Source organism: Alteromonas sp. 1_MG-2023, from assembly GCF_030547075.1.
In the GTDB taxonomy this organism is placed as follows: domain Bacteria; phylum Pseudomonadota; class Gammaproteobacteria; order Enterobacterales; family Alteromonadaceae; genus Alteromonas.
In genome coordinates this window covers 253,783-279,265 of sequence record NZ_JAUOQH010000004.1, presented here as the reverse complement: position 1 = coordinate 279,265, position 25,483 = coordinate 253,783, and the positions used below count along the sequence as shown (strand labels likewise).

At 43.1% G+C, this 25,483-nt stretch carries 18 protein-coding genes; 2 read left to right on the top strand and 16 right to left on the bottom strand.

All coding sequences use genetic code 11. The annotated features are described in order from the left end of the window. Positions 1-175: 175 nt before the first annotated feature. The 12 genes from serC to Q4561_RS06265 form a co-directional block, all read right to left on the bottom strand. A complete protein-coding gene (gene serC, locus Q4561_RS06320; RefSeq protein WP_303458436.1) occupies positions 176-1,342 on the bottom strand; it encodes a 3-phosphoserine/phosphohydroxythreonine transaminase in 1,167 nt (388 codons plus the stop codon). A gap of 57 nt (positions 1,343-1,399) precedes the next feature. Then, a complete protein-coding gene (locus Q4561_RS06315) occupies positions 1,400-2,137 on the bottom strand; it encodes a sulfite exporter TauE/SafE family protein (RefSeq protein ID WP_303458434.1) in 738 nt (245 codons plus the stop codon). A 114-nt stretch (positions 2,138-2,251) separates the two neighbouring features. Then, complete coding sequence (locus Q4561_RS06310) at positions 2,252-4,903, bottom strand: TonB-dependent siderophore receptor (protein ID WP_303458432.1); 2,652 nt, start codon at positions 4,901-4,903, stop codon at positions 2,252-2,254. 246 nt (positions 4,904-5,149) lie between these two features. After that, a complete protein-coding gene (locus tag Q4561_RS06305) occupies positions 5,150-6,670 on the bottom strand; it encodes a PLP-dependent aminotransferase family protein (RefSeq protein ID WP_303458430.1) in 1,521 nt (506 codons plus the stop codon). A gap of 49 nt (positions 6,671-6,719) precedes the next feature. Then, the gene (locus tag Q4561_RS06300) at positions 6,720-8,000 is read right to left on the bottom strand and encodes a TRAP transporter large permease (protein ID WP_303458429.1); all 1,281 of its coding nucleotides are present in this window, start codon (positions 7,998-8,000) and stop codon (positions 6,720-6,722) included. Next, complete coding sequence (locus tag Q4561_RS06295; RefSeq protein ID WP_303458427.1) at positions 8,000-8,506, bottom strand: TRAP transporter small permease; 507 nt, start codon at positions 8,504-8,506, stop codon at positions 8,000-8,002. The genes Q4561_RS06300 and Q4561_RS06295 overlap by 1 nt, the downstream gene beginning before the upstream one ends. Then, entirely contained in the window at positions 8,496-9,440 is a 945-nt protein-coding gene (locus tag Q4561_RS06290) for a TRAP transporter substrate-binding protein (protein ID WP_303458425.1), read from the bottom strand. Before Q4561_RS06290 ends, Q4561_RS06295 begins: the two co-directional genes overlap by 11 nt. Before the next feature lie 623 nt (positions 9,441-10,063). Further along, the gene (locus tag Q4561_RS06285) at positions 10,064-10,651 is read right to left on the bottom strand and encodes a single-stranded DNA-binding protein (RefSeq protein ID WP_159528021.1); all 588 of its coding nucleotides are present in this window, start codon (positions 10,649-10,651) and stop codon (positions 10,064-10,066) included. 265 nt (positions 10,652-10,916) lie between these two features. Further along, a complete protein-coding gene (locus Q4561_RS06280; protein WP_303458421.1) occupies positions 10,917-12,479 on the bottom strand; it encodes a sodium/sugar symporter in 1,563 nt (520 codons plus the stop codon). Positions 12,480-12,753: 274 nt separating this feature from the next. Next, complete coding sequence (galK, locus tag Q4561_RS06275; protein ID WP_303458419.1) at positions 12,754-13,893, bottom strand: galactokinase; 1,140 nt, start codon at positions 13,891-13,893, stop codon at positions 12,754-12,756. Further along, complete coding sequence (locus tag Q4561_RS06270) at positions 13,886-14,941, bottom strand: UDP-glucose--hexose-1-phosphate uridylyltransferase (protein WP_303458417.1); 1,056 nt, start codon at positions 14,939-14,941, stop codon at positions 13,886-13,888. Before Q4561_RS06270 ends, galK begins: the two co-directional genes overlap by 8 nt. A gap of 201 nt (positions 14,942-15,142) precedes the next feature. Next, entirely contained in the window at positions 15,143-16,159 is a 1,017-nt protein-coding gene (locus Q4561_RS06265) for an aldose epimerase family protein (RefSeq protein WP_303458415.1), read from the bottom strand. A 284-nt stretch (positions 16,160-16,443) separates the two neighbouring features. Between Q4561_RS06265 and Q4561_RS06260 the strand changes: the two genes are divergently transcribed. Then, positions 16,444-17,445, top strand: coding sequence for a LacI family DNA-binding transcriptional regulator (locus Q4561_RS06260; protein WP_303458413.1), 1,002 nt, complete (start codon positions 16,444-16,446; stop codon positions 17,443-17,445). A 435-nt stretch (positions 17,446-17,880) separates the two neighbouring features. Here Q4561_RS06260 and Q4561_RS06255 read toward each other — a convergent pair whose 3' ends face one another. From Q4561_RS06255 to Q4561_RS06245, 3 genes are all read right to left on the bottom strand, one after another. Beyond that, a complete protein-coding gene (locus Q4561_RS06255; protein WP_303458411.1) occupies positions 17,881-18,747 on the bottom strand; it encodes an alpha/beta hydrolase in 867 nt (288 codons plus the stop codon). Between the two features lie 27 nt (positions 18,748-18,774). Next, on the bottom strand, positions 18,775-19,371 hold the full coding sequence (locus Q4561_RS06250; protein ID WP_303458410.1) for an HAD family phosphatase: 597 nt from the start codon (positions 19,369-19,371) through the stop codon (positions 18,775-18,777). Positions 19,372-19,458: 87 nt separating this feature from the next. After that, positions 19,459-20,802, bottom strand: a complete 1,344-nt coding sequence (locus tag Q4561_RS06245) for an MFS transporter (RefSeq protein WP_303458408.1) — start codon at positions 20,800-20,802, stop codon at positions 19,459-19,461. Positions 20,803-20,999: 197 nt separating this feature from the next. On the opposite strand from Q4561_RS06245, the gene uvrA reads away from it, so the two are divergent. Further along, complete coding sequence (uvrA, locus tag Q4561_RS06240) at positions 21,000-23,834, top strand: excinuclease ABC subunit UvrA (RefSeq protein ID WP_303458406.1); 2,835 nt, start codon at positions 21,000-21,002, stop codon at positions 23,832-23,834. 119 nt (positions 23,835-23,953) lie between these two features. Here the strand turns inward: uvrA and Q4561_RS06235 are convergent, their stop codons facing one another. Next, positions 23,954-25,453 (bottom strand): Hsp70 family protein, encoded by a 1,500-nt coding sequence (locus Q4561_RS06235; RefSeq protein WP_303458404.1) that lies wholly within the window; start codon positions 25,451-25,453, stop codon positions 23,954-23,956. Between the last annotated feature and the right edge of the window lie 30 nt (positions 25,454-25,483).

Here is a 25,483-nt window from a genome sequence, read left to right as displayed (position 1 = left end):
CAGAAGCGTGAAAGTCAATTTTTCATGTTGAGAGGGCGTTGAAGATATGCACAGTCCGGTGAGCATAGTTGTCCTTAAAGATAACCTTAAGCATAAGGGTGATTACCCTCCAGTTGTAACGAAAAAAACCTGCTGAAGCAGGCTTTTTGATTAATGTTATAAGGTACGTCTGTCTTTATTTCTGCCGGGCAGCAAAATCTTTCATAAATGAAGCCAACACGTTTGCTTGCGCAAGTGAAACACCGTTGTATAAGCTAGCTCTTAAATACTCACCAACACCAAACGGTGTAAGCGTTCTTAAGCCAACAATACCTGCTTCCCAGGCTTCAATTAAAAAGCTGTCTGTCTTTTTTTGATCCCCGTTCATCACACTAAAAGGAACATTCATTCTACTTCGCAGCGATTTAGGCTCCACTGGTGTTTGATAAACCTCTGGCACGCTATCGATTATATCGTAAAGGCATTGCGCTTTGGCTTTTGAGCGCTGTTCACAAGCTTCAACCCCTCCCTGTTCGATTAACCAATCCATTACCCAGCCAATTACTTCAATATTGAAGGTAGCTGGGGTATTCCACAAATTATCTGACTGAGCATTGGTTTTGTAGTGAAAAACACCAGGACAGAGTGGGCTTGCTTGCCCCATCAGATCTTTCCGCACAATAGTAACAGTTGCGCCAGGGTGGCCTATGTTTTTCGATGCACACGCAAACAAAATACCTACATTAGCTCCTTCCCAATCAATCGGTTTCGTACTGAAATCTGAGCTGGCATCGACCACCAGCGGAATATGTCGAAGAGATTCAGGAAGGTTAGGTAAGCGGTAAAGTTCTATGCCATTTACTGTCTCATTGGAACATAGGTAAATAAACTTACTTCTGCTATCGATGTTTGCCTCATCAAGTGCGGGAAAAGTCGTGTATTGCCCATTTTCGCCTTTGGCATCTATGGTATTTACAGTGCAATACCGTTTAGCTTCATCTCGCCCTCGTTCAGACCAAGTACCGTTTATCACATAAGTTGCAACATCATCGCTAGAAGTGCACAAATTTAGGGGTACTGCAGCAAATTGCCCGTGACCACCACCATGAGTAAATAGTATCTCGTAATTATCTGGCACTGACATTACGTCGCGTATTTTGGCTTTTGTGGTCGATAAAATTTTTACAAATTCAGGTGAACGATGCGACAGTGCTAACGATGTCAACTTCCCTGTTTGGAAACTCTGAGCAATGCGCTCCTCAACTGATTGAGGTAATGATGTTGGGCCTGGGCTAAAATTGTAGGTTTTCGGTGCTGTAGTCGTTAACGCACCAATTAAAGCGGGATGAGAAGTATCGTTCATAATATTTCCTTAAAATAGGCTAACATGTATTGAGGCTCCAAACAGGAAAACCATTTTTTAAAAAATTGCTTTTAACGAGGCACTTAAGCCTAGTAGGGCCACTAAAAGCATGATGGGGAGTGCAAAGTGCTTCAATGATTTCGGCGGCTTCTTATTAAAGAACCATTGCCCAATTCTTACTGCGATAAGGGTCGGTAAAAGCACCACTAATAAGGTTTTCAGCATCGATAACTCGAGTAATCCACTACTAGCAATAGCGCCTAATGCTAACGTCTCGCTAACTACGAAGAAAAGGATCATAGTGGCTCTTTGCTGACTAGGAGATAGCCGGCTTGATAGCATGTAGCACACAATCATAGGGCCTCCTACCGAAGCTGCAGCAGTGCCTATGCCACTTGAAACTCCAAACGCTGATTTCACTATATTATTGTTAGTATTTTTCACGGTTACGTTGGCGAAAAGCAGTATTGAAAATGCCAAAATAATTGTACAGATCAGTAACTTCATTACCTCACCTGGTATCAATACCAATAAGCCAAGCCCTATTGGAATACCCAAAAGCGCGCCAACAATCAGTATTTTAAAGGTGTGAAAATCGGCTTGACGCAGCGCTTGTGAAAGTAAACTCAAGCTACAAATCACATCTAAGCCTAAAACGATAGGTATGCTTTGTTGAGGTGCGAGTACTAGGTTAAAACCAATAATGGCAATAGCTGCAAAACCAAAGCCAGCATACCCACGAACTACACCTGCAATAAACGCAGCTAGAATAAGAATCCCAAAAGAATCTACCAAACTTCGACCTTATCTATTATTCATATATAGAGCGTAATTATGTACAAAAACGCGACGAAAAATTAGCGCCAGTCCTAATCATTGTTAGTACCAGAACTGGCGTAATTTAAGGGCTTAAATACTATAATTTAGCTGTAGGTAGGCACTTCCTCCATTGAAACCGAATGGTGACTCTTCTGGATAGATTTGCCCTGCATTGTCAGCCGGGTTAGATACCTCATCAGGATATGTATTAAAGAGATTTTGTACCCCGAACGTCATAGAGAAAGCATTATTAAAGTAATACTGCGCTTCAACATCGACGAGGAACTTACCGCTGTAGTAGCCGTCAAAATCATTATATGTGCCTAGGCCAATGTCGTTTCCGACACCGATTTCTCCGTAGTAACTTCCTCTGGTAACGAAACTCCAATTTCCTTGTTCGTGCATCGCCGTAAGCGTTAGCCTATCTTTAGGTAAACCATTTTCTATAGAAAATACGCGAACATCACTTAAGTAGTCGGAGCTTCCTTCTACCTGCGTGTCAGTGTGGTTATAAGCGGCTAATAAGCGAGTATCTCCATCATTCAACGCAATAGGCATACTCAATACTACGTCAACACCTGTTGTAGTCGTTTCGAAATCGTTAATAAAAAAGTTAAAGCCGGATATAGAACTTGCACTTGAATCTCCTGCTGCAACCAGTGCATCAATAGCGGCTTGTAGATCAGCTGCAACAGCACCTCCAGCATCTAACGTATCGGTAATAGAAACCGTAGAACTCAACGTTATACGATCCTCAATTTCAATACGGAAGAAATCTATTGTTAAGTCGATTCCTCCGGCCGAATAAATAAAGCCTAAGCTGTAGTTTGTAGACGTTTCGGGGGTGAGGGTCTGTGGCTGAGGTGCATCTGGTATTGCGTCTGCCAGTGCGATAACCAAGGGATCAGTTGGTGCAAATATTCCAGATTCAAAAATACCAGCGGCGGTCACAGACGTTGAGCTTCTTACCGAATTAGCTTGACCGGGGGTGGGGGCACGGAACCCCGTACTTACCGTCCCTCGCATTGAAATTTCATCTGTAAGGGTTAAGTGCGATGACAGTTTAAAGTTGGTGGTTGAACCAAAGTCATCAAAGTCTTCATAGCGAAGCGCTCCGCCAAGTATCAATGTGTCGGTAACATCCGCTTCCAAATCGATGTAAGCAGCAACGTTACTGCGATCAAAGATACCTGCCGCACGCTCTGAGAAACCGGCAAAACCATCTACTGTTTCTCTAAATCCTTGCCCGGCTAAATCACCAGCTTCACGACTTTCTACATCTCCTAAGCCAACCTCATATTCCTCATTACGCCACTCAAAGCCACCCGCTATATTTAAATCGGATGCTAACCCAACATCTACAGGATATGAAAGATCGATGTTCACATTGGTATCAGTTTGTACGTTATAGCCAGGGCTAATAACCGAGTTCGGTGTAGAAGAAGACCAAGAAGGGTTAACACTATTGATAAAAAAGTAGTCAGCGCGAGAACTCCCCACGTGCGTGCTAACATCGTAGTACAAACCACTATCAAACTCGCCTTTAATACCTACCGCAAAACTCTTATCGGTAACATCTGCCCCAAATATCGGTGCGAAGCCGCCAGGGTATATTTCTGCCAAGGCAAAGCATTCACTGTCTAATTCCCCACCATTCGAAATCAAATCGAAATTTTCACTAGTAGTAGGATTTCCATTTTCGATAAAAATCGTAGGGCAAGTAATATCATTATCAAGGTTAGTATCACCAACTAATACTGTTTCTCCGCCGTCATTCGAGAAGCGTTGAGTTCTATCACTGCCATCGGGAGTACGGTAATAGAAAACAGTTTGCACTTCTTTGTCTGCGTAATTAGCAAAGCTATAAAGCTGAGCACTGTCATTTAGGTCAATGCCAGCATTAACAAATAACTTTAGGTCATTCTTAATTTCAGCTGAGCCCCATGTTTGGGCAGGGTTTGCAATAGCCGAATTATTCACAGACAATTGAGCCGCATCACTTCGCTGCACTTGCCTTTCAGTCGGCTCATATTCTGAGTAATCAGCAGATATATTGATAAAACCATTGTCAGTTAATGGCAAACCAAAGTTAGTCGCAATACGGTAATTCTCTCCATCACCTTCAAATGTTGCACCACGGCGAGCGGTAAGTTGAAAACCATCGGCCGCATCTTTAAGTTGAAAGTTCATTACTCCTGCGATGGCATCTGAGCCATATTGAGCGGCGGCACCATCACGTAAAACTTGAACTTCTTTTAATGCGACACTGGGAATAGGTGATATGTCTGGCCCTTGTGCACCGTCAGATACCCCACTCCCTAAAAATGTAATCACTGCGCCACGGTGACGGCGTTTACCATTCACTAATACTAACGTGTGGTCAGGGGGTAAATTTCTTAAATTAGCAGGGCGTATAAACGACGCCTCATCTAAGTTAGGCTGCTCGGCAACATTAAATGAAGGTACAACGCTTCTTAGCATGGTACTCATATCTGTATTACCTTGCCTTGATAAGTCGTCTGATGAAATAAAGTCGACAGGTGCTGGTGTACTTGTTTCCGTTCTGGCTGCACGGCGAGAACCCAGTACAGCAATTTTCTCTACAGCTTCGCTCTGCTTTTCTGCTGTTGCAGGGCGTTGCTGTTCTGAGACTTCTTGAGCATGTAGGTTGGACACAATGCCCGAACTTATAAAAGTTACGGCCACATATAAAGGCGCTAATTTAAAACGCGATGGTTGCATGTAAATATCTCCTGGTTAAGTTCCTGTTTGTATTTTCTTATTAGGCAGGCTCATGTGTATTACTAGCTCTTTCAGTGTCCTGGCTAGTTTCAACAACATGATTAATTTACATACTTCCAAACTGTACATTTTAAATACAGTACCAGTTCAAAGTATTTTTAGGTCCAGTGAGAAGTTAAAAATAAAACGATATTAATCATACAGATATGAAAAATTTAATTTACACTTTGAAATAGAGGAGGATATTTATAAATCGTCAATTAAGCGGCTTAAAGCATGGATCCCTGGCGTGATTTTTTCTTTATTAATAGCAGAAAAACCTAATCGAAAATAATTGTTAGGTTCATTTATACCAAGGTAGTGAATGTTCCCTGGTTCAACAAGAATTGATTGTTTTTCTGCTTCATAGCGAAGTAATTCAGAGTCTTGATGCTCCCCTAACTTCAACCAAAAAGAGCTTTGCGGTTCAATTGAAAATGACACTAGGTTTTCGGGCATAGTTTGATGAATAGCATTCATCATCACATCACGCTTTTCTCGGTTGAGCTCTCGCGTTTTCCTTAAGTGCGTGTCATAAAAACCTTGGGCAATAAAATGCGCTGTAGTACGTTGATTATTCGTTGGCGGATGACGATAAATTAAGCGGCGTAAGCCCCTTAGCTCTTCAATTAAAGCTGGCGCGGCCACGATATAGCCCATTCTAAGTCCTGGGGCAACCAACTTCGATAAACTCCCCATATAGACAACTCGTCCATTAGGATCTGCGGATTTAAGTGCAGGCATAGATTCTTCATTTAAGTTTATATCCGAATCATAATCATCTTCTAAAATAATAAAGTCATTCTCAATTGCTTTATTCATTAGCTTTCTGCGTCTATCTGCAGATAAAACCGCGCCTGTAGGCACTTGGTGCCCAGGCGTTACAAATACATAATCACTGTCTGATAACGTGTCATCCACAATCAGCCCATTTTCATCTACGTTATGAAGCGCAAGCTCCCCATCAAATGATTTGAATATATTATGCGCATCTCTGAAGCCTGGGTTTTCAACAGCCACTTTGGTTGTTTTATCAATGAGCAACTTTGCGATTAAAAACAAAGAGTTTTGCGTACCCATTGTCATCAAAATCTCATCAGATTTTACATATATACCTCTTCGAGGAAGGATACGTGTTCGCAATTGTTCTATTAACGCCGGATCATCTCTATCCACATTGTCATGGATCCAGTCACCGACGACAGCGTTCCCCATCATGGTTCTTAACGAGTTTCTCCAATGCTGAATAGGGAACTGATTTTGCTGTACTTGGCCGTAAATGAATGGATATTCGTAGTCAGCCCAATTTTTCGGTTTGATGATGTTTGAGTGAACGCTTGGGGCTTGTTTAAATCTACTTTTCCATTGCGCCGCGTCAGCTGTAATGCCTCCTGGCGCGACATCATTTTTTTTATTTGAGGGAACGAGTTTAGTGCTAGATTTAGATATCTGCTGTTGAGGCGTAAAGTTATCGCCATTAAAATCTGGCGAAACAAAATACCCTTGTCGCTTTTTGGAAATTAAATAACCGTCATCTATTAAGCTTTCATATATACATAAAATAGTGTTACGCGAAACATTTAGGGTTTGCGCAAGCTTTCGTGATGAGGGCAGAGCCTCATCACTTGGAATACAGCCGGAAAGAATAGTTTTAATCAGCTTTTCACGAATCTGCTCTTGTAAGGTTCTTGCAGAGCTAAAATGTGTGTCGAGATAATGCTCAATCATGATTATTCCCCTGCTGTTTAATAAAAAAACAGCTATTCAAACAAAGCGTTTAGTAGCCCAATAGACTCGGCAGCCAAAGAGATAGTTGTGGTACAAAGGCCAATAGAATGACAATAGCGATACTAGTGAGAACAAAAGGTAACGCTTTGACAGATATTTCTTCAATAGAGACTTTAGCAATACTGGAAGAAATAAACATATTCTCTCCTAAAGGCGGCGTCGCAAATCCAATCTCACAACAAACTACCAACACCAAGCCAAAGTGAATGGGGTCAACGCCCAGACTTACCATTACGGGAAGAAGCACTGGTGTCACTATCATGATGGTGGCTAGTGTCTCCATGAACATGCCAACAAATATGAGAAAGAAAATGACGATAAGCCATATTATGGTGAGGCTTCCGGTTAACTCTAGCAAGGATGCCGCTATTTCTGAAGGTATATCATTTTCAACGAGAATACGACCGAAGGCCGTAGCCGCAAACATGATAATTAGCACCCGCCCAGTTAACCATGTGGTAGATTGCAACGAAGCCGATACACTGGGCCATTTTAATTCTTTGTGAATAAAGAAACCGACAAAAAGTGTATAAAAAACTGAGACTACAGCGGCTTCTGTGGGGGTAAATAAACCCGAATAAATTCCCCCTAGAATGACAACAGGCGCTAATATTGCCCATATTCCATCTTTGCATGCTTTACCTAATGTTTCACTTTCATCTCTGGGTTCTGGTTTGATCCCTTTACGTTTGCATAAAAAATAATTCATTCCCATTAAACCAGCAGCAATTAAAATACCCGGTATTACCCCAGCTAAAAATAGTTCACTGATTGACACACTTGCTGTTACACCAAAAATTACCATGGGTATACTGGGAGGGACTACTACACCAATACCGCCCGATGACGAAGTTAGCCCCGCGGCGTAGCCTTTTCCATATCCTCTGTCTATCATTGCGGGGATCATTAACATACCAACTGCGGCCGTGGTCGCAGGGCCCGACCCCGAAATCGCACCGAAAAATATACTGGCTAAAATTGCAGAAAATCCCAGCCCGCCAGTAGTAGCGCCGGCCATTACCTCAGCAATATGCACCAATCGCCGAGAAATACCTGATGCTTGCATTAACGCCCCAGCAAGTATAAATGCAGGCAAAGCCATAATGGGAAAAGAGTCTACCGAGTTCCATGCAGTTTGAATTAGGGAAAGAAAATCATCTCCACTATAAACATAAACAAGTAGTGCCGAAGCGCCTAACGCCACAACAATAGGTGAGCCAATTATCAATAACAGTAAAAAAGTACCAAATAAAACGAAAGAAGCACTCACTACATTGTCTCCTCTACCACGTCGATATTCTTATCGGTAAAGAATCGAAGGTAGTTGTTTTGCAAAATTCTAATTGTCATTAATGTTAATGAGAGAGGAAATATCATATACAGGTATGCCATTGACCAATCGAGTGCGGGGGTATGATAAGTAAATTCAAACATGAGTATAATTATCTCAATACTCTTGTAAGTTAGTAAGGTATTGAACGTTATCCAAATGAAATCAGATAAGATATCCAAGCAAATACGGACTTTTTCAGGCAATTTAGATAGCTGAATAGTGACTCGGTTATGTGCCATTTTTTGTGCGCCATAGGCAGCGCCAAGATAAACAAACCACACAAAGGCAAATCGAGATAACTCTTCAATCCACGGGTAACCGTGATTAAAAACTACTCTCAATACGACTTGTGCAAACAACAAAATGACAAATACACAAAGTAAAAACTGACATAAATAGTTTTCTATATTGTTGAGAATTACATTTAAGCGTTTAGCGCTCATTGTCATCCTCCCTCTTCTCACACTTACGCATACAGTTAGTATTAAGTTGCGACATGACCCAGTCTACCGACTCTTTTCCGCCAACTGATTCATAAAACAATGGCCAAACCTCGTTTTTCGCTATTGATTCCCACCTTGACTCATCTTTCAATGTATAAACCTCTACACCTTCGGACTGCATATGCTTTTTCGCTTTACTTGCCTCTTGAAGCTGGTAAGCAAGTGCAAATTCAGAGGCCTCTCTTCCAGCACGACGAATGATGCGTTTATCTTCATCTGACATTTTATTAAACGCTCTTACCCCTACTACTAGTGGTTGTAGGGAGTACATATAGTGTAATTCTGTTAGATATGACTGAATTTCATAAAATTTCATTGAATCATTAACGATGTAGGGATTATCTTGCCCATCCACTACCCGCTGCTGTAATGCGGTGAATGTCTCGGTCCACGACATTGCAATTGCATTGGCACCCCATGCCTCGTATGTAGCGAGCATAATGGGGTTTTGAGGTACGCGAATTTTCAGTCCTTCTAAATCTTCCAGCGAGGCAACTGGTTTTTTAGAATTGGTGAGGTGTCTAAAATTTGAGTATGTCCAGCCGAGTATCTCTACTCCTATTTGCTTCTTCGCTATGTTGTTCCAATGCTCTCCAAGTGTTCCTGTTGTCATTTTCACTGCGTCTTCAGAATCCGCGATAAGGTAAGGCAGTGCTAACATGCCCATTTCTTTAGAAAAGGGCGCTAAATTGGTAACGCCTATCAAAGCGAAACTTTGAGCACCTAAGCGTGTGTTCTGAACCATTTCAGGCTCAGCGCCCAATATGCCTCCAGGATACAAACGAACGTTTAGTTTTCCTTCAGAATACGTTTCAACTAACGCCTCAAAACGTTCAGCAAATGCTCCCTGGTCAGAGTCGAGCTGGTCGCCCATACCTAACCTTAGGTTTTTGGAAAACGTAGGGAAACTAACGCAGAGGCAACACCACATACTAAGAAAAAGCATAGACTTAGATAATGAACTCGGCATGCTGTACATTCACACTCCTTTAGATGAAAACTGATGTAATTACTATCAGTTTTCATTCGCTGAATATTAAATTTCTGGCAGGGCCAGGCACAAAAGCACCACACGTAAAGTTCAGCTTTACGGCGCAATTGATTTTCATGTCCTGGTGATTTGATACTAAGCTTCAAGGTGATAACGATTTATCACCATAAGTTGCTAAAATATTGTATAAGGCAGTTTTTATTTTAAGCGACGCTTTCTTATTATTATTAACGTATTTGTTATTATTTTATACGTAATTAAGCGCATTCTTTATGCGTTGAATCATTTCAAAGGGGGTGATGGAAATATAGTACCAGTTTAGAGTTTTTTTGGTGCCAGAGATACACTTCCATTAATCCTAAAGGGTTCCCAATAGAATTTAAAGAAAATAAAAAAGGACTTGTAAAAACAAGCCCTTTTCAATCTAAAAACAATAATTTACTTATAAAACAAAAAAACCGCTTAATAGCGGCTTTCTAAATTGTTTTTCAACATTTTGTCTTTGTTTAAAACGGAATGTCGTCATCAAAGTCAAAGTCTGGCTCAGCCATTGGAGGCTGCTTAGGCTGTGACTGACCACCGCCTTGATTAGGCGCTTGCTGTTGGTAACCACCTTGGTTTTGACCACCTTGGTTCTGGCCGCCTTGCTGTTGATAACCGCCTTGGCTTTGACCACCTTGTTGCTGGTATCCACCTTGCTGGTTATTCTGAGGGCGTTGATAACCGCCACCCGCATTACCACCGCCACCTTCACCACCGCGACCACCAAGCATTTGCATTTGGTCTACAATGATTTCTGTGGTGTAACGGTCTTGGCCTGACTGATCTTGCCACTTACGCGTTTGCAATTTACCTTCAACGTAAATTTGAGAACCCTTTTTCAGATATTCCCCGGCAATTTCTGCTAAGCGACGGTACATAGTAAGGCGGTGCCACTCAGTGCGTTCCTGCATTTGGCCTTGCGGATCTTTCCAGCTTTCGCTGGTAGCCAAGCTTAGGTTCGCAACGGCGTTACCGTTAGGCATGTATCGTACTTCAGGATCATTACCTAGATTTCCCACAAGTATGACCTTGTTAACGCCTTTCGTTGCCATTGGTGTCTCCTGTAACGTATTTAGTGCCTTGCTGCTCTATCACTTTGTGACAACAACAAGTGCGAAAGTTTCATCGATATTAGCCGATTAGTATATCTTATTTTGAACGGGAGAAATTAAGTTTTTTCTCTCCCGTGTGCTTTCAAATTTGAACGCTATCAAAATATTCATCGCTTGTCGGCTGAACTTTCGCATGGTTTTATTGGGCGCTTGATAGATTACGCGCCCAAACCATTCCCTTTTACTCTCTGCCTTCAGTCGCTCTTTACCACCAAGCGCCGTAGAAGGCGATAAGCAAACACACTACGGCGAACGCGGCAATATTAAACCCTTTCGTTGTAGCGAATTCGACCTCATCTAAATCTACCGCGTTTTCATGTACACCTTTTTTCTCGGCAAGCGACACAATGATTGCCACAGAAACACAAAGTAAGAACACGATACCAACACGGTCAATAAACGGCAGTTCAGGCCAGAATTGACGGAATACAATACTAAGTACAAACGAACCTAGTGCCGCACACAATCCACCGGTTGCGGTGGTCTTCTTCCAGAACATACCCAATACAAACAGGGCGCAAATACCTGGCGTAAAGAAGCCTGTAAATTCTTGTATATATTGAAAGGCTTGATCGAAATTACCCAATAATGGTTTTGCGGTAATCATGGCAATAATAAGTGATACAAAGCTAACAATACGGCCTACTTTTACATAGTGATGTTGGCTTTCATTCGGGCGTTTGTCTTTGTATAAATCCATAGTGAATATGGTCGATACACTGTTGGTCATCGAAGCTAACGACGACACTATTGCGGCTACTAACGCGGCAAAAATAACTCCTTTTAACCCTACTGGCATCATGCTCATTAGTGATGGGTAGGCTTGATCAGGCTTTGAAAGGTCCGGCACTAATAGCACTGCCGCAATGCCTGGTAACACCACAATCAATGGCATTAACAGTTTAAGGAATGCCGCAAACGCAATCCCTTTTTGGGCTTCTTGTAAGCTTTTTGCCGCCAATGTGCGCTGAATAATGTATTGGTTAAAGCCCCAGTACGACAGGTTCATTATCCACATACCACCAATGAGTACGGAAATGCCCGGCAAGTCCATATAATGCGGATTATCTTTCGATAAAATCATATCGAATTTTTCAGGTAGCTGATTACTTAAGTCAATAAAGCCTTGAATAGGGCCATTACCACCACTGATTAAATTAAGCGCGGTATACGATAAAAACAGGCCACCGAATATCAATAGTACCACTTGAATAATGTCGGTAAGTGCCACGGCTTTTAGCCCGCCGTATAACGAATACGCTAGCGAGAAAGCACCTAGGAATATCATACCGTAAATCATGTCCACACCAGCAATGGTGTTAATAGCCAAAGCGCCTAACCACAAGACCGCGGTTAAGTTTACAAATACATATACACCTAACCAAAATACCGCCATCACTTTACGTACGCGATGATCGTAACGCTGCTCTAGAAACTGCGGCATGGTATATATTTTATGTTTTAAGAAGATAGGTAAAAAGTATTTTCCCACAATAATGAGGGTGATGGCTGCCATCCATTCATAAGAAGCAATAGCTAATCCCAGCTGGTAGCCAGAACCTGACATACCAATGATCTGCTCTGCCGATATATTTGCTGCAATCAGCGAGGCGCCTATTGCCCACCATGGCAAGCTAGAGCCTGCTAAGAAGTAGTCGTTCGTATCTTTTTCGTGCCCCTGCTTTTCCCTTGATACCCACCATGCGATGCCGATAAGCGCCACCACATAGATCACAAACACTGTGATATCTAACGATGCTAATTTCATAGTTTTTCCCAACGATTATTTTAGTTTTGCGGTGCGAATTTTCTCGATGCAGGGTCGATGAAGGCAATTGGTATTATTATTATTAAAGTTAAAGTCCACACCATGACTTTCTTTATGACTTCGCCAAAAAGCGCATCATTAATATCACATTTCATTAACTTAGATGAACAAGAAATATAAATTTAAGGCAAAAAAAAGCGTTGTCTTGAAATTCAAAACAACGCAAGGGGCACAAGTAATCGTTAACGGGAGGCTTGTGTATTACATAAAGAAATTAAGCAAAGGCACCTTGAGTCGCTGTGCATACATAAATATCGGCTTTGTAGCCAGTCTCGTCGAAGTACTTGTCGGACACCACTTGCTTAACCGCATCCACTGAGTCGGTTGGAACTAACGCCACAACGCAGCCACCAAAACCGCCACCAGTCATGCGAACGCCACCGGTTTTACCTAATACTTCACCAATAATCTCTACAAGGTAATCAATTGGCGGTACGGTAATTTCAAAGTCATCGCGCATAGAAACATGAGATTCTGCCATCGCCTCGCTCACCGTAGTGATATCACCTACCTTCAGTGCTTCACTTGCACTTAATGTACGAGCGTTTTCAGTAATAATATGACGGGCACGGCGATAAACCACTTCAGGCATATGAGGCTTAGCGGTTTCCAGCATTTCTATCGTTGCTTCACGTAACGAAGGAACGCTTAATAACGACGCGCCTTGTTCACACTGTTCACGACGCAAATTGTATTCGCTGTCTACCAAGCCACGTTTTACATTTGAGTTAATGATCACAATTTGGTGTGACGAAGGCAGTGGGGAATGTTCAATTGCCAGTGATTGGCAATCAAGCAACATTGCATTGCCTTCGTGGCCCATGGCCGATACTAACTGATCCATAATGCCGCACGAACAACCCACAAAGGTGTTTTCAGCTTTCTGGCCAAGTAAGGCCGCTTGAACACCGTCTAGCGGTAATTCATACAGAGCACTAAGGGCTTTCAAAATAGCGATTTCGAAAGACGCCGATGAACTTAGGCCCGCGCCTTGTGGTACGTTGCCTGTAACAACAAGATTAGCACCAGCAAAATCAGGTAAGGCATCTTTAAGGACTTTTACCACGCCACGCACATAGTTCGCCCAGCCTTGGTTATCGTCATACTGAATATCAGCCAGTGAAAACTGGTTTTGCTGATTTTCATAATCAAGGGCTGTCACTACTATGTCGTTGTCATCACGTTTTGATGCAGCAACCCACGTACCAAAGTTAATGGCGGCTGGAAACACAAACCCTTCGTTGTAGTCGGTATGCTCACCGATTAGGTTCACTCGACCTGGCGCGTGGGCAATAAGCGTAGGCAAGGTGCCGAAACAACGTGTAAATTCTGATGAAAGTAACTGGTTATCCATTGGTGTTCTCGCGTTTCTTATAATGCACTATAGGCAGTGCTTTTAATCGGTCTGCAGCTTGCTCGGGCGTAAGGTCACGCTGAGCTTCAGCCATCATTTCGTAGCCAACCATAAATTTGCGTACACTCGCTGAGCGTAACAGTGGTGGGAAGAAATGGGCGTGTACAGTCCATTCTGGGTGCGCTTCGTTATCGAACGGCGCACTATGCCAGCCCATCGAATACGGGAATGACGTTTCAAATAAGTTGTCGTAACGGCTGGTGATATCACCAATAATTTGCGCCAACGAGTAAGATTGCGCATCGGTTATTTTATCTAATGACTGTACGTTAAAGCGTGGAAGCAATAAGGTTTCAAAAGGCCACGCAGCCCAGTATGGCACCACAACAACCCAATCATCATTTTGGCAAACTACGCGTTCCTGCTTTTCAACTTCTTGTTCGGCGTAATCAAGCAGCATGGGGCGTTGGTTTTCTGCGTAGTATTGACCAAGTTGAACCAGCTTTTTCGCCGGATCTGAAGGTAAGTGCTGCTGCGCCCATACTTGACCATGAGGATGTGGGTTTGAACATCCCATTGCTGAGCCTTTGTTTTCAAACACCTGAACCCAAGTAAATTCTTTACCTAGCTCTTCGGTTTGTGCTTTCCAACAATTCACCACTTCAGTGCGTTCATCGTCGGTAAGTTCCGGCAACGTTTTGCTGTGATCGGGAGAGAAGCAGATAACACGGCTGCAACCTTGCTCGGTTTCAAACTGAAACAATCCACTCTTTTCGCTGGCTTGCTGGGTGTCTTTTTTCAATGCAGCAAAGTCATTTTCAAAAACGAACGTGCCAGTGTAGCTAGGATTTACTTCACCGTTTACCCGAGTATTGCTCGGGCACAAATAACAAGTGGGATCGTATGACGGCTTTTGCTCGTTTGAAGGCTCTTCAGATTGTCCTTGCCAAGGGCGCTTAGCGCGATGTGGCGACACTAAAACCCATTCACCTAGCAATGGGTTATAACGGCGATGTGGATCGTCAGTTGGGTCGAAGGGCTTTCCCATAATTCCTCTCACTATTTATTTGGCTTTCGTTGCAATTTTGCCACACCGTCACCAAATAAATTTTGTGTGAGTAGGTGTAATCAAACCAAAAAGGTTAAACGTTTACCCTCAATAATATAGTAAGGGCTCACGATTATCAATTATCGAATAAAGATAATACAGTGTTAATTAAATTAACAATTGAAATGCACTATCTTTCATTTATCTCAGTTTAAATTGATACCGAATTTCAGCGGTAAAGGGTTTATCGGGATAAATGATACAATCAGGAAACTCTGGCTTATTAGGTGCATCTGGGAAGTGCTGAGGCTCTAAACATAATGCGCCAAGTTGACTGTCAGTTTCTAAGCTACCCGTATAGAACTGAATACCCGGTAAGTCAGTGTATAAATCCATTTGCAAATTTGTATCTTCAGCAAAGGCTTGTGCCTGAGGCTTTCCAGCTACCGCTTTATTTAATACGAAGTTATGATCGTACCCACCCACTAAATTATATAGATCATGTGATTTTGCGCTGTTTTCGTTCACCCGTGTGAGTGCGCTAAAGTCGAAGGGCGTACCGGCTACTTCTATTAGCTTGCCTGTTGGCAATAAAGTACTGTCTGCATCGGTAACCTGCTCTGCGTCAATTTGCACAAGAGTGTTTTCCACTGTCGCATCTTTACTTAGCGTAAAATAGGCGTGCTGAGTAAGGCTGAAAGGGGTCGCTTTGTCTGTAGTAGCGTTCAATGAAAGCGATAACGTGTTAGCATCATCTAGGGTATAAACAGCCTCAACGTCTACGTTGCCAGGAAAACCTCCTTCGCCGTCAGGGCTAGATAAGCTTAAAGATAACGAAACACTGTCTGCATGGGTTTCTGCCTTAGCTTTCCACATCTTTTTGTGGAAACCTGGAATACCGCCGTGCAAGTTATGTTCACCCCCATTTTTATCGAGGTGATACTCAGCACCTTCTAACGTGAACTTTCCATGCCCAATGCGGTTAGCGAAACGCCCTACTATTGCATTTCGGTAACTAGGATCGTCCACATAGCCTTCTATAGTTGAATAAGACTGTACGCAAGCATGCAGATTACCTTGGGCATCGGGTACATTTAACTCATGCACAATACCGCCATAATTCAGAATTTTAACCTGCATACCCTGAGAGTTGCTTAATGTGTATAACGTGACGGTTTTACCATCAACTACGCCAAAATCAGACGCTTCAATATTCATAACAATGCATTAACCTTTTTTGCGTGAAATGAAGATTACCATTTTTTATCCTATAGGCTGGCACGACCTCAATAGCAAGGAGGGTATACGTTTTCTCACCTTGTTTATAGTGCTATTTCGCAGAACATTTTTATGTTTTTTTGTAAATATACTGTACGCTGTACGCCATAACAGAGGATAGTTGCAGCCAATATGGCTAGAATTGATAGCAAAAATGCTTACAGGCCAACCTAAACTGCGTGTCTTCACTTCTTTAACTTAATAAAAATTGCTAATTTTTCTGTATGGCTACAATTAAAGACATTGCTCAAGCGGCAGGTGTATCACTTGCAACCGTTTCCCGCGTAATAAATAACGGCCCTAAAGTTGGTAAAGAAACTCGCCAACGAGTGAAAGTTATCATGGAAGAAATGGGTTATAGACCCAATGCAAATGCAAGAGCCTTGGTAACCAAGCGTAGTGCATCTTTAGGCGTAGTAATAGCCGAACTCCATGATCCTTTCTTCGCCATGCTTGCCCATGGGGTAGAAACTGTCACCAGAAAAAATAACGTTCAAATTTTACTAAGTGCCGGCTCTATTGAAAAAGAAACCGAGTTGCGCGCTATCGAAATTTTACTGGAGCACCGCGTTGAAGCCATGGTGGTTCACAGTAAAGCACTAGACGATAAAACCCTTATCGATTTTTCTAAACAAGTACCCGGCTTTGTATTAATCAACCGCTACATCCCTGAAATTGCTAATCGGTGTGTATGGTTAGACAACATAACCGGTGGGCGCTTAATGGCCGAACACGCGATTAATCAAGGGCATAAAAAACTCGCTGTAATAAGCAGTCAGTATTGTATAGATGACCCTAACCACAGGCTTGAAGGTATTAAAACTGCCGTTGAATCAGCCAAACTTACCTTACCTGAGAGCATGATTGAATATGCAACCCCAGATCAGGAAGGTGGTGAATTAGCGATGCAGAACTTACTGGCAACAGGTGCTGAATTTACAGCGGTACTTGCCTATAACGATGCCATGGCATCAGGCGCAATGACGATGTTACAAGACCACGGCATTGCCGTACCTGAACAAGTGTCTGTGATGGGCTATGATGACGTATTGCTTGCTAAGTATTGTCGCCCGAAACTGACAACGCTTCGCTACCCAATAGAAATGATGGCAGCTAAAGCGGCTGAGTTAGCGCTGAAATACGCCGCAGGGGCAAAACCGGAAGAAGGACTTACCTTTAAATACACGCCAACGGTTGTTAAGCGTGATTCAGTAGTTCGTTTCTAACGGGCTACTGCTACCTTTCTGCAAGTTGTATTTAGCCTGCTACTTATCCCTCTACTTAGCCTTGTATATTAGTATTTAGACCCGCTATCTTTCTAGACACTTGCCTTAAATAATTGGTAAAAATTACGAAGGTAAGTTTAAATCTGTTAGAAAATTTCATGCATTATAGATCTTGACAACCAACTGAGCTTGATCCGTTATTTAAAATTTTTATCCCCAATGCCGCTTTACTCGCGATCCTAACCGCATAAAAGATCTACTTATCAACCGATCTAAAATAAACTTGCTACAGCCCTTGATTTAATTGAGGTAACGTGATCTGACCAGTTTGTCTAATCAGATCACGATCTTATGTTCAATTCAGAAGATTATTGAGTTACTAACAAGATGATCCACACTTTATCCACAGGCTAAAAAGTGCGATAAACCTTTATGTTACGGGCTTATATGACTGATGAACCTTTGGTATTCTGTTATTGCGAAGTCGTGCTTAAGGGTGGCGTTATGGGTAGCACCAGGTACCACACTAATGTACTTAGCTTTACTGGAAGCCGTGGCCAATAATTGCTTACTTATTTCAAATGGGGTGATGACATCTTTCTCGCCAACCAATAACCAAAGTGGCCCTTCATAATGTCGCAGAATAGGCGCAATTTGCATTAGGTGTACTTCAGGGTGAAGTTTCATGCTGGTTAACGAATTAGAAAACCCTGGCACCATATTCGCGATTAAATCAGAGATGTTGTTAAAGGCTCCGTCGAGCACTAGGCCGCCTATAGGCTTATTGGCCGCCACATAACTGGCAAAATAACTCCCTACCCCTCTGCCATGCACAATAGTGGGCAGCGATTTATCAAAAATACCTTCGGCGTAATCGAATACCGTTAATGCATCGGCTTTAATAGCATTAATGCTGAGCTTCTCAGACTTTTCACTGGCCCCCACCCCTTGGTAATCCATCCAAAGAATATTCGCTGGTATTTTACCTAAACGATGAATAACGCTGTTGTTCTCACTCACTGGCATGCGGTTATCAGCATAAAAAACGATATTCACAACCGGCTTAGCGTAAGACACAGCAACGCCTCGTAAGGTTAGCCCTTGTTCATTTTTAATTTCAACCTGGGTAATACCTGCAGAGGTTTTATCTTGCTCAATAGCAGCGTGTAACTTTGTGGTAGTTAGCGGCTTTGATATATTGTCTTGATGAAAAAAGGCGCTGGGTGTCACATTAATTGCGCAGGATGTTAAACCTAGTGCTATCAGCCCTACTGCCGCCATGCGTAGCTTCGAAAATGTCATATCACTATCCTTGTCGGCTACCTGTTTTTAACCAGCCAATGAATTAACAATCTTACCGTCTTTAACCATAACACATGTCATCCCAGCATCTAATGCTGCCCGCTGACCCATTTCAGTATCTTCGAATACAACACAGTCTTCAGGGGCCACATTCATTGCTTTGGCTGCCATCAGAAAAGTTTCAGGATGGGGCTTACCTTTTACCACATCATCGGCAGTAACCAATGCTTTTAATTGGTTGATAATATTATGATGATCCAGTAACCACTCGGCATGCTGTCTGTCAGAGCCCGTGCCCACTGAAATAGGATGACTTTTAATGTAATGATTAAATACAGCAAGAGTATCTGGAATTAACGTAGGAATATCGGGTAATTTTTCCGAAGTACGCTTTTTAAAGCCAGCCACTTCTTCTGCATCATTTTGTTTATTGTATTTGGCATTCAACATCTCAACGGTCTCGAGTGTTGGTACGCCGCCTAAGCTGTGAATGTAATCAGCATCGAACGGATAGCCAAACACTTCACAGGTCACCTGCCATGCGTTGATATGTCTGCCCATTGAATCGACTAGGGTGCCATCCATATCAAAAATAATACCTTTGAAAGACGATAAATCTATCATGGTCGCGATCCTTAACGTTGTTAAACCAGCCAATTTAAGCAAGTATATGGAAAGAGAAATATCTAAAAGAAGATAAGAGGTAAACCGTTATTGAGAGCCGTCGATTACTGCTCTAGCTTGAGTAGCATCGAAGTCTCGATTCACTTTTAAATATACCGTGCCATTTTGACTGTTTAAAGTCACTTCTAAAACACCGGGAACCACAGAAATATTTTTCTCTAACGCATGTTGCTGCTGTGCAGTGAAAGTGCCGTTCATCATGACACGCTTCACTCGGCTAACTTCCTTTAGCCCAAAAATGACATACAGCCAGAGCAACGTGCTTACTGCACCAACCATATAGGCGATATCGGGTGACCAGATATCGGTCACAAAGCCAGACAACATACCGCCTAAGAATGCGCCAAAGAACTGGAAGCTAGCGTAAATACCCATTGCAGTGCCTTTTTGACCGGCTGGCGCAATACTGGAAACAAGAGAGGGAAAGTTGGCTTCTAAATAGTTAAACCCAGTAAAGAACAATACAACAGCGGCTGTGGTTACCCACCAGCTGTGATCTTTCATGGCAAGGGCTGCAAACGCACTCCCCATAAGCACCACGGCGAAAAGTAGATAGGATTTTGGTGTGCGGCCTCTGGCCATGCCCATCATTATGACTAATCCCACCACCGAAATACCTAATACTGGCAAGTACACCGTCCAATGGGTATCCAGAGCCATGTCGAAATGCAGTAAGGTTAAAGGCAGTTGTACGAACAACAAAGTTATCAGCATGTGCAAAATAAGCACACTTACGTTTAAGCGCCAAAGCTGTGAAGAGAATATCAAGCGTTTAAGTTGACCCTTCTGAGGTAAGGTATCGCCGCTACTGAGTATTTCACCATTGGGCACAACCCATTGTACTAAAGGCATACAAAGTATGGCCAGCACGCCAGTAATGGCAAATATGCCTGCAAGCCCCCAGTTATTCGCAATTAAAGGCCCTAGTAGTACTGCCATATAAAACGAGAACCCGATAGCGATGCCGATAATGGCTAATACTTTTGCTCGCTGACTTTCACGGCTTACGTCAGTTGCCAGCGCCATAATGGCACCCGCTATAGCCCCTGCACCTTGCAATATACGGCCAACAATAAGCCATGCCATGGTGTCGGCATTCGCGGCAATAAAACTACCGAAAGCAAATACAGCCAGTCCGAACAAAATAACGGGTTTTCGACCCCATTTGTCAGACATCATACCCATTGGAATTTGCAAAGCAGCCTGCGTTAAACCGTATCCACCCACCGCTAACCCCACCATTAACGGTGAGTAGTCTGAATAATCCATAGCAGCGACGGCTAATACCGGCATCACCATAAATAATCCCAGCATGCGTAATACATAAACAGATGCCAGCGCTAACGAGGCGCGCAATTCCAAAGCGTTCAAAGCTGTACCGTTCCTCAAAATCAATGTGGGCGCGAAGTGTAGCATATATTAATAAGCTGCCAACGTTCGCAATTATCGATTAATGCAATCGAGGGTGATCTGATTGATAGCCAAACAGTATAACTTGATCATGCAATGCAATATCAATTTGCTTGACGGTTATGGCATACTAATTCTTTTTTCGTACTTAGGCTTCAATGGATAAAATCGAAATACGCGGTGCTCGCACCCACAATTTGAAAAATATCGATTTAACACTGCCACGTGACAAGCTGGTAGTGATAACTGGGCTGTCTGGTTCAGGTAAATCGTCCTTAGCTTTCGACACTTTATATGCAGAAGGTCAACGTCGTTACGTTGAGTCGTTGTCTGCGTATGCCCGTCAGTTTTTATCTATGATGGAAAAACCCGATGTTGATCATATAGAGGGTTTGTCGCCGGCTATATCCATTGAGCAAAAATCAACATCACATAACCCTCGTTCAACCGTGGGTACCATTACCGAAATTTACGATTACCTTCGTTTGATGTTTGCCCGTGTTGGCACACCACGCTGCCCAGATCACGATGTGCCGCTTGATGCGCAAACTGTGAGTCAGATGGTAGATAAGGTGTTGGCAATGCCAGAAGGCAGCAAGTTGATGCTGCTAGCGCCTATCGTGAAAGAACGTAAAGGTGAACATTTAAAAACTTTACAGAATTTGTCTGCTCAAGGTTTTATTCGTGCGCGAATAGACGGCGATGTTTGTGACTTATCCGATCCACCACCATTAGATTTACATAAAAAGCATACTATCGAAGTGGTAGTAGACCGCTTTAAAGTGCGCGACGATTTAGCGCTGCGCTTATCAGAATCTTTTGAAACCGCATTAGCGTTAGCTGGCGGCAATGCGCTTGTTGCCGACATGGACAACAGCGATGCTGAAGAAATTGTATTTTCAGCTAACTTCGCTTGCCCGCACTGTGGTTACAGTATTAGTGAATTAGAGCCTAGATTGTTCTCATTCAACAACCCTGCTGGGGCGTGCCCAACCTGTGACGGTTTAGGTACACGACAGTTCTTTGACCCAACACGTGTGGTGGGTAACGACGAATTAAGCCTTGCAGGCGGCGCGGTTCGCGGTTGGGACAAACGCAGTTATTATTATTTTCAGATGCTGCAATCGGTTGCCGACCATTACGAATTCGATTTAACTGGCCCCTTCGGCGAGTTAGACGATAAGCACAAAGATATTGTGCTGTATGGCTCTAAAGGTAAGTCGTTAGCGTTTAAGTATATTAACGAACGCGGCGATGTAATGGAGCGTAAGCATCCGTTTGAAGGCATTATTCCGAACATGGAGCGCCGCTATCGGGAAACCGAATCTAACGCGGTACGTGAAGAGCTGGCTAAATACTTAAGCCAACAGCACTGTAGCAGCTGTAATGGCACACGCTTGCGCGTAGAAGCCCGTAATGTCTTTATTGAAGACACTACACTGCCTACCATTGCGGATAAATCTATTGCCGATGCCTACGAGTTTTTCGAAAACTTATCGTTAACAGGCCAAAAAGCCCAAATAGCAGAGAAAATCTTAAAAGAAATTCTCGACCGCTTACGCTTCTTGGTTAACGTTGGCTTGAACTACTTATCCCTTTCACGCAGTGCCGATACACTATCGGGCGGTGAAGCGCAGCGTATTCGCTTGGCGAGCCAAATTGGTGCCGGATTAGTAGGTGTAATGTACGTTCTTGATGAGCCTTCTATTGGGCTTCATCAACGAGATAACGAGCGCTTATTGAAGACCCTTAGACACTTGCGTGATTTGGGTAACACAGTATTGGTAGTAGAGCACGACGAAGACGCCATTCGTGAAGCCGATTATATTGTGGACATTGGCCCTGGAGCCGGTGTACATGGCGGTGAAATTATTGCCGAAGGTCAGCTTGAAGATATTCTAGCAAGTGAAGACTCACTTACTGGGAAATACCTTTCTGGCCGTGAAAAAATTGTTATACCTGAGGTTCGCACTCCTATTAAAGATGATAAATGGTTGGAGCTAAAAGGGGCCACTGGCAACAACTTGAAGTCGGTAGACTTGCGAGTGCCTATGGGCGTGATGACCTGCGTAACCGGTGTATCTGGTTCAGGTAAATCTACCCTTATTAATGACACTTTTTATAAAATCGCCCACTGCGAATTAAACAAAGCGACTACCTCTGAGCCTGCGCCTTACGTCTCGATGACGGGGTTAGATCAGCTTGATAAGGTGGTCGATATTGACCAGAGCCCTATTGGTAGAACACCGCGTTCAAACCCTGCAACTTACGCCGGAATTTTCACGCCTATTCGTGAAATATTTGCCGGTACACAGGAAGCGCGCTCTCGCGGTTATAAACCAGGTCGCTTTAGCTTTAACGTGAAAGGCGGTCGCTGTGAAGCGTGTCAGGGCGACGGTGTTATTAAAGTAGAAATGCACTTCTTACCTGATGTCTACGTACCGTGTGACGTATGCCAAGGCAAGCGCTACAACCGCGAAACCTTGGAAGTGAAATACAAAGACAAGAACATTCACGAAGTGCTAGAAATGACGGTAGAAGATGCTCGAGATTTCTTCGACCCCATTCCTGCCATTGCCCGTAAACTGCAAACGCTGAAAGAAGTAGGCTTGGCATATATTCGTTTAGGGCAAGCAGCTACTACCTTATCGGGTGGTGAAGCACAGCGGGTTAAATTAGCCAAAGAACTGTCGAAACGTGATACCGGCCAAACCCTGTATATTCTGGATGAACCCACAACAGGGCTGCATTTCCACGATATTAAACAGTTGCTAGCCGTACTGCACCGACTCCGTAACCATGGCAACACAGTGGTGGTTATTGAGCACAACCTTGATGTGGTCAAAACTGCCGACTGGATCATCGACTTAGGCCCTGAAGGTGGCTCAGGCGGTGGTCAAATTATTGCTGAAGGTACGCCAGAAGTGGTGGCTGAATCTAAGGTTTCTCATACCGGTCGATTCTTAAAGCCAATGCTTGAAGCACAAGCCTAAGCTCATAAACTTCAAAGGTTTAGCTTTTAAGGTTTAGTACCAAGAACAAAAAAACGCGCCTTTCGGCGCGTTTTTCTATTTGGCACTGTTAAATACTTAAGCGCCTGATTAGCCTAGCTTTAGAATTTAGACGCTTGAATAGCTAAGCCTTCGCACACAGAGTTAAACGCATCGTTCTCTAACCGAGGCAATCCGGTCAGTAACTCTTCATACAATGCATCGATAATAATAGGCGATAAGCTCATACCGCCGGTAACCATCACAACCTCAGGTGCCGCAGCGCTTTTCTCTAAGCATTCCACCACTAACGCTTTTACCTTGCTTAACCAAGGTTTAAGTGCGCTCTTTAAGTCCTCGGTACTAATGTTCACATCAAAATCTTCTTCAATGTAATGCAGTGGTAAGGTGATTTTGTCTTTGCTAGAAAGCAGTTCTTTTGCCATTCTCACCGAGTTAACCACCCGCGCAGATAACTTGTTTTCTTGTACTAACAACAAGCGCTCTAATTGCTCGGGTTGCTTAGTGACTGACATGGTTTGAGAAATCTCTAGGCCGTAATCATCAGAGAAGAACCGAGTAAGTGCAGGGATATTATCAACTGCACACATATCTGAATAATAAGTAGGAGGAATAGGCAGGCCATTAATCATTTTTAGCCCCATTCCCATTTCAGGCGCAACCACTTTCAGCAACAAACTCTTATCACAATCCATGCCGCCTAAGCGTCTTCCGGTAACCGATAGCACGTCCTGCTTTCTATCTAATTGATTATTGCGTTCTGGCGAAAGATTAATACAGCAGATGTCCGTAGTACCGCCGCCAATATCCACAATAAGTGCCGTGGTATCACGAGGTAATGTCTGCTCAATTTTATAGGCGGCCGCAATTGGCTCATCCAAAAAGTTAATCTTACTAAAGCCAGCGTTAGACGCCGCTTCGGTCATAATCTGAATGGCTTGGGTATTGCCTACTTCACCACGGGTGCCATGAAACTTAACTGGGCGCCCTATTACTACCGAAGAAACCGGTGATTCTAATTGGGTTTCTGCACACTGTTTAAAATACGCTAACTGCTTGGCAATAATGCCAATAAACGCCTTTTTCTGGTCGCCATCTAATGATGCACCTAAGAAATTTTTAGGCGAGTAAATTAGACGGCCTTTATCAGGCATTTTTAAAAAGCGTTTAAACCCTTCTTCACCGAAGGCAAACTTGCCATGCTCCACTAAGCGTAACAATGGAATTTCTTCCAGTGACATAGCGTGCATAAGCTGCTGGATAGCCTTGCGTTGCAATGCAGGTCGGTTATGGTATTCACCACGAAGCGATTCAATACGGTTGCTATAGCGCGACTGCTCTTTGGGATCTTTAGCGTCGTAATAACCCTGCTTGGCTTTATCTATTTGCTCGTTGATTAAACGCTGTAACTGCGACACTTTAGCTTCCACCATGGCATCAGGTGGAGGCGGCAGTTCATCCTCGAAGTATATAAATACAGACGAGCGAATTTTATTACCCTGTTCAAGTGATGGGTCGAGCTTTATATGTCTATGGGTAGCGCCATCAAAGTACACCACCTCTGAATTTGAGGTACCGTAATCAATCCCAATTGCAGTCATAATCATTGTTTAATCAGAAATTTGGCGCAG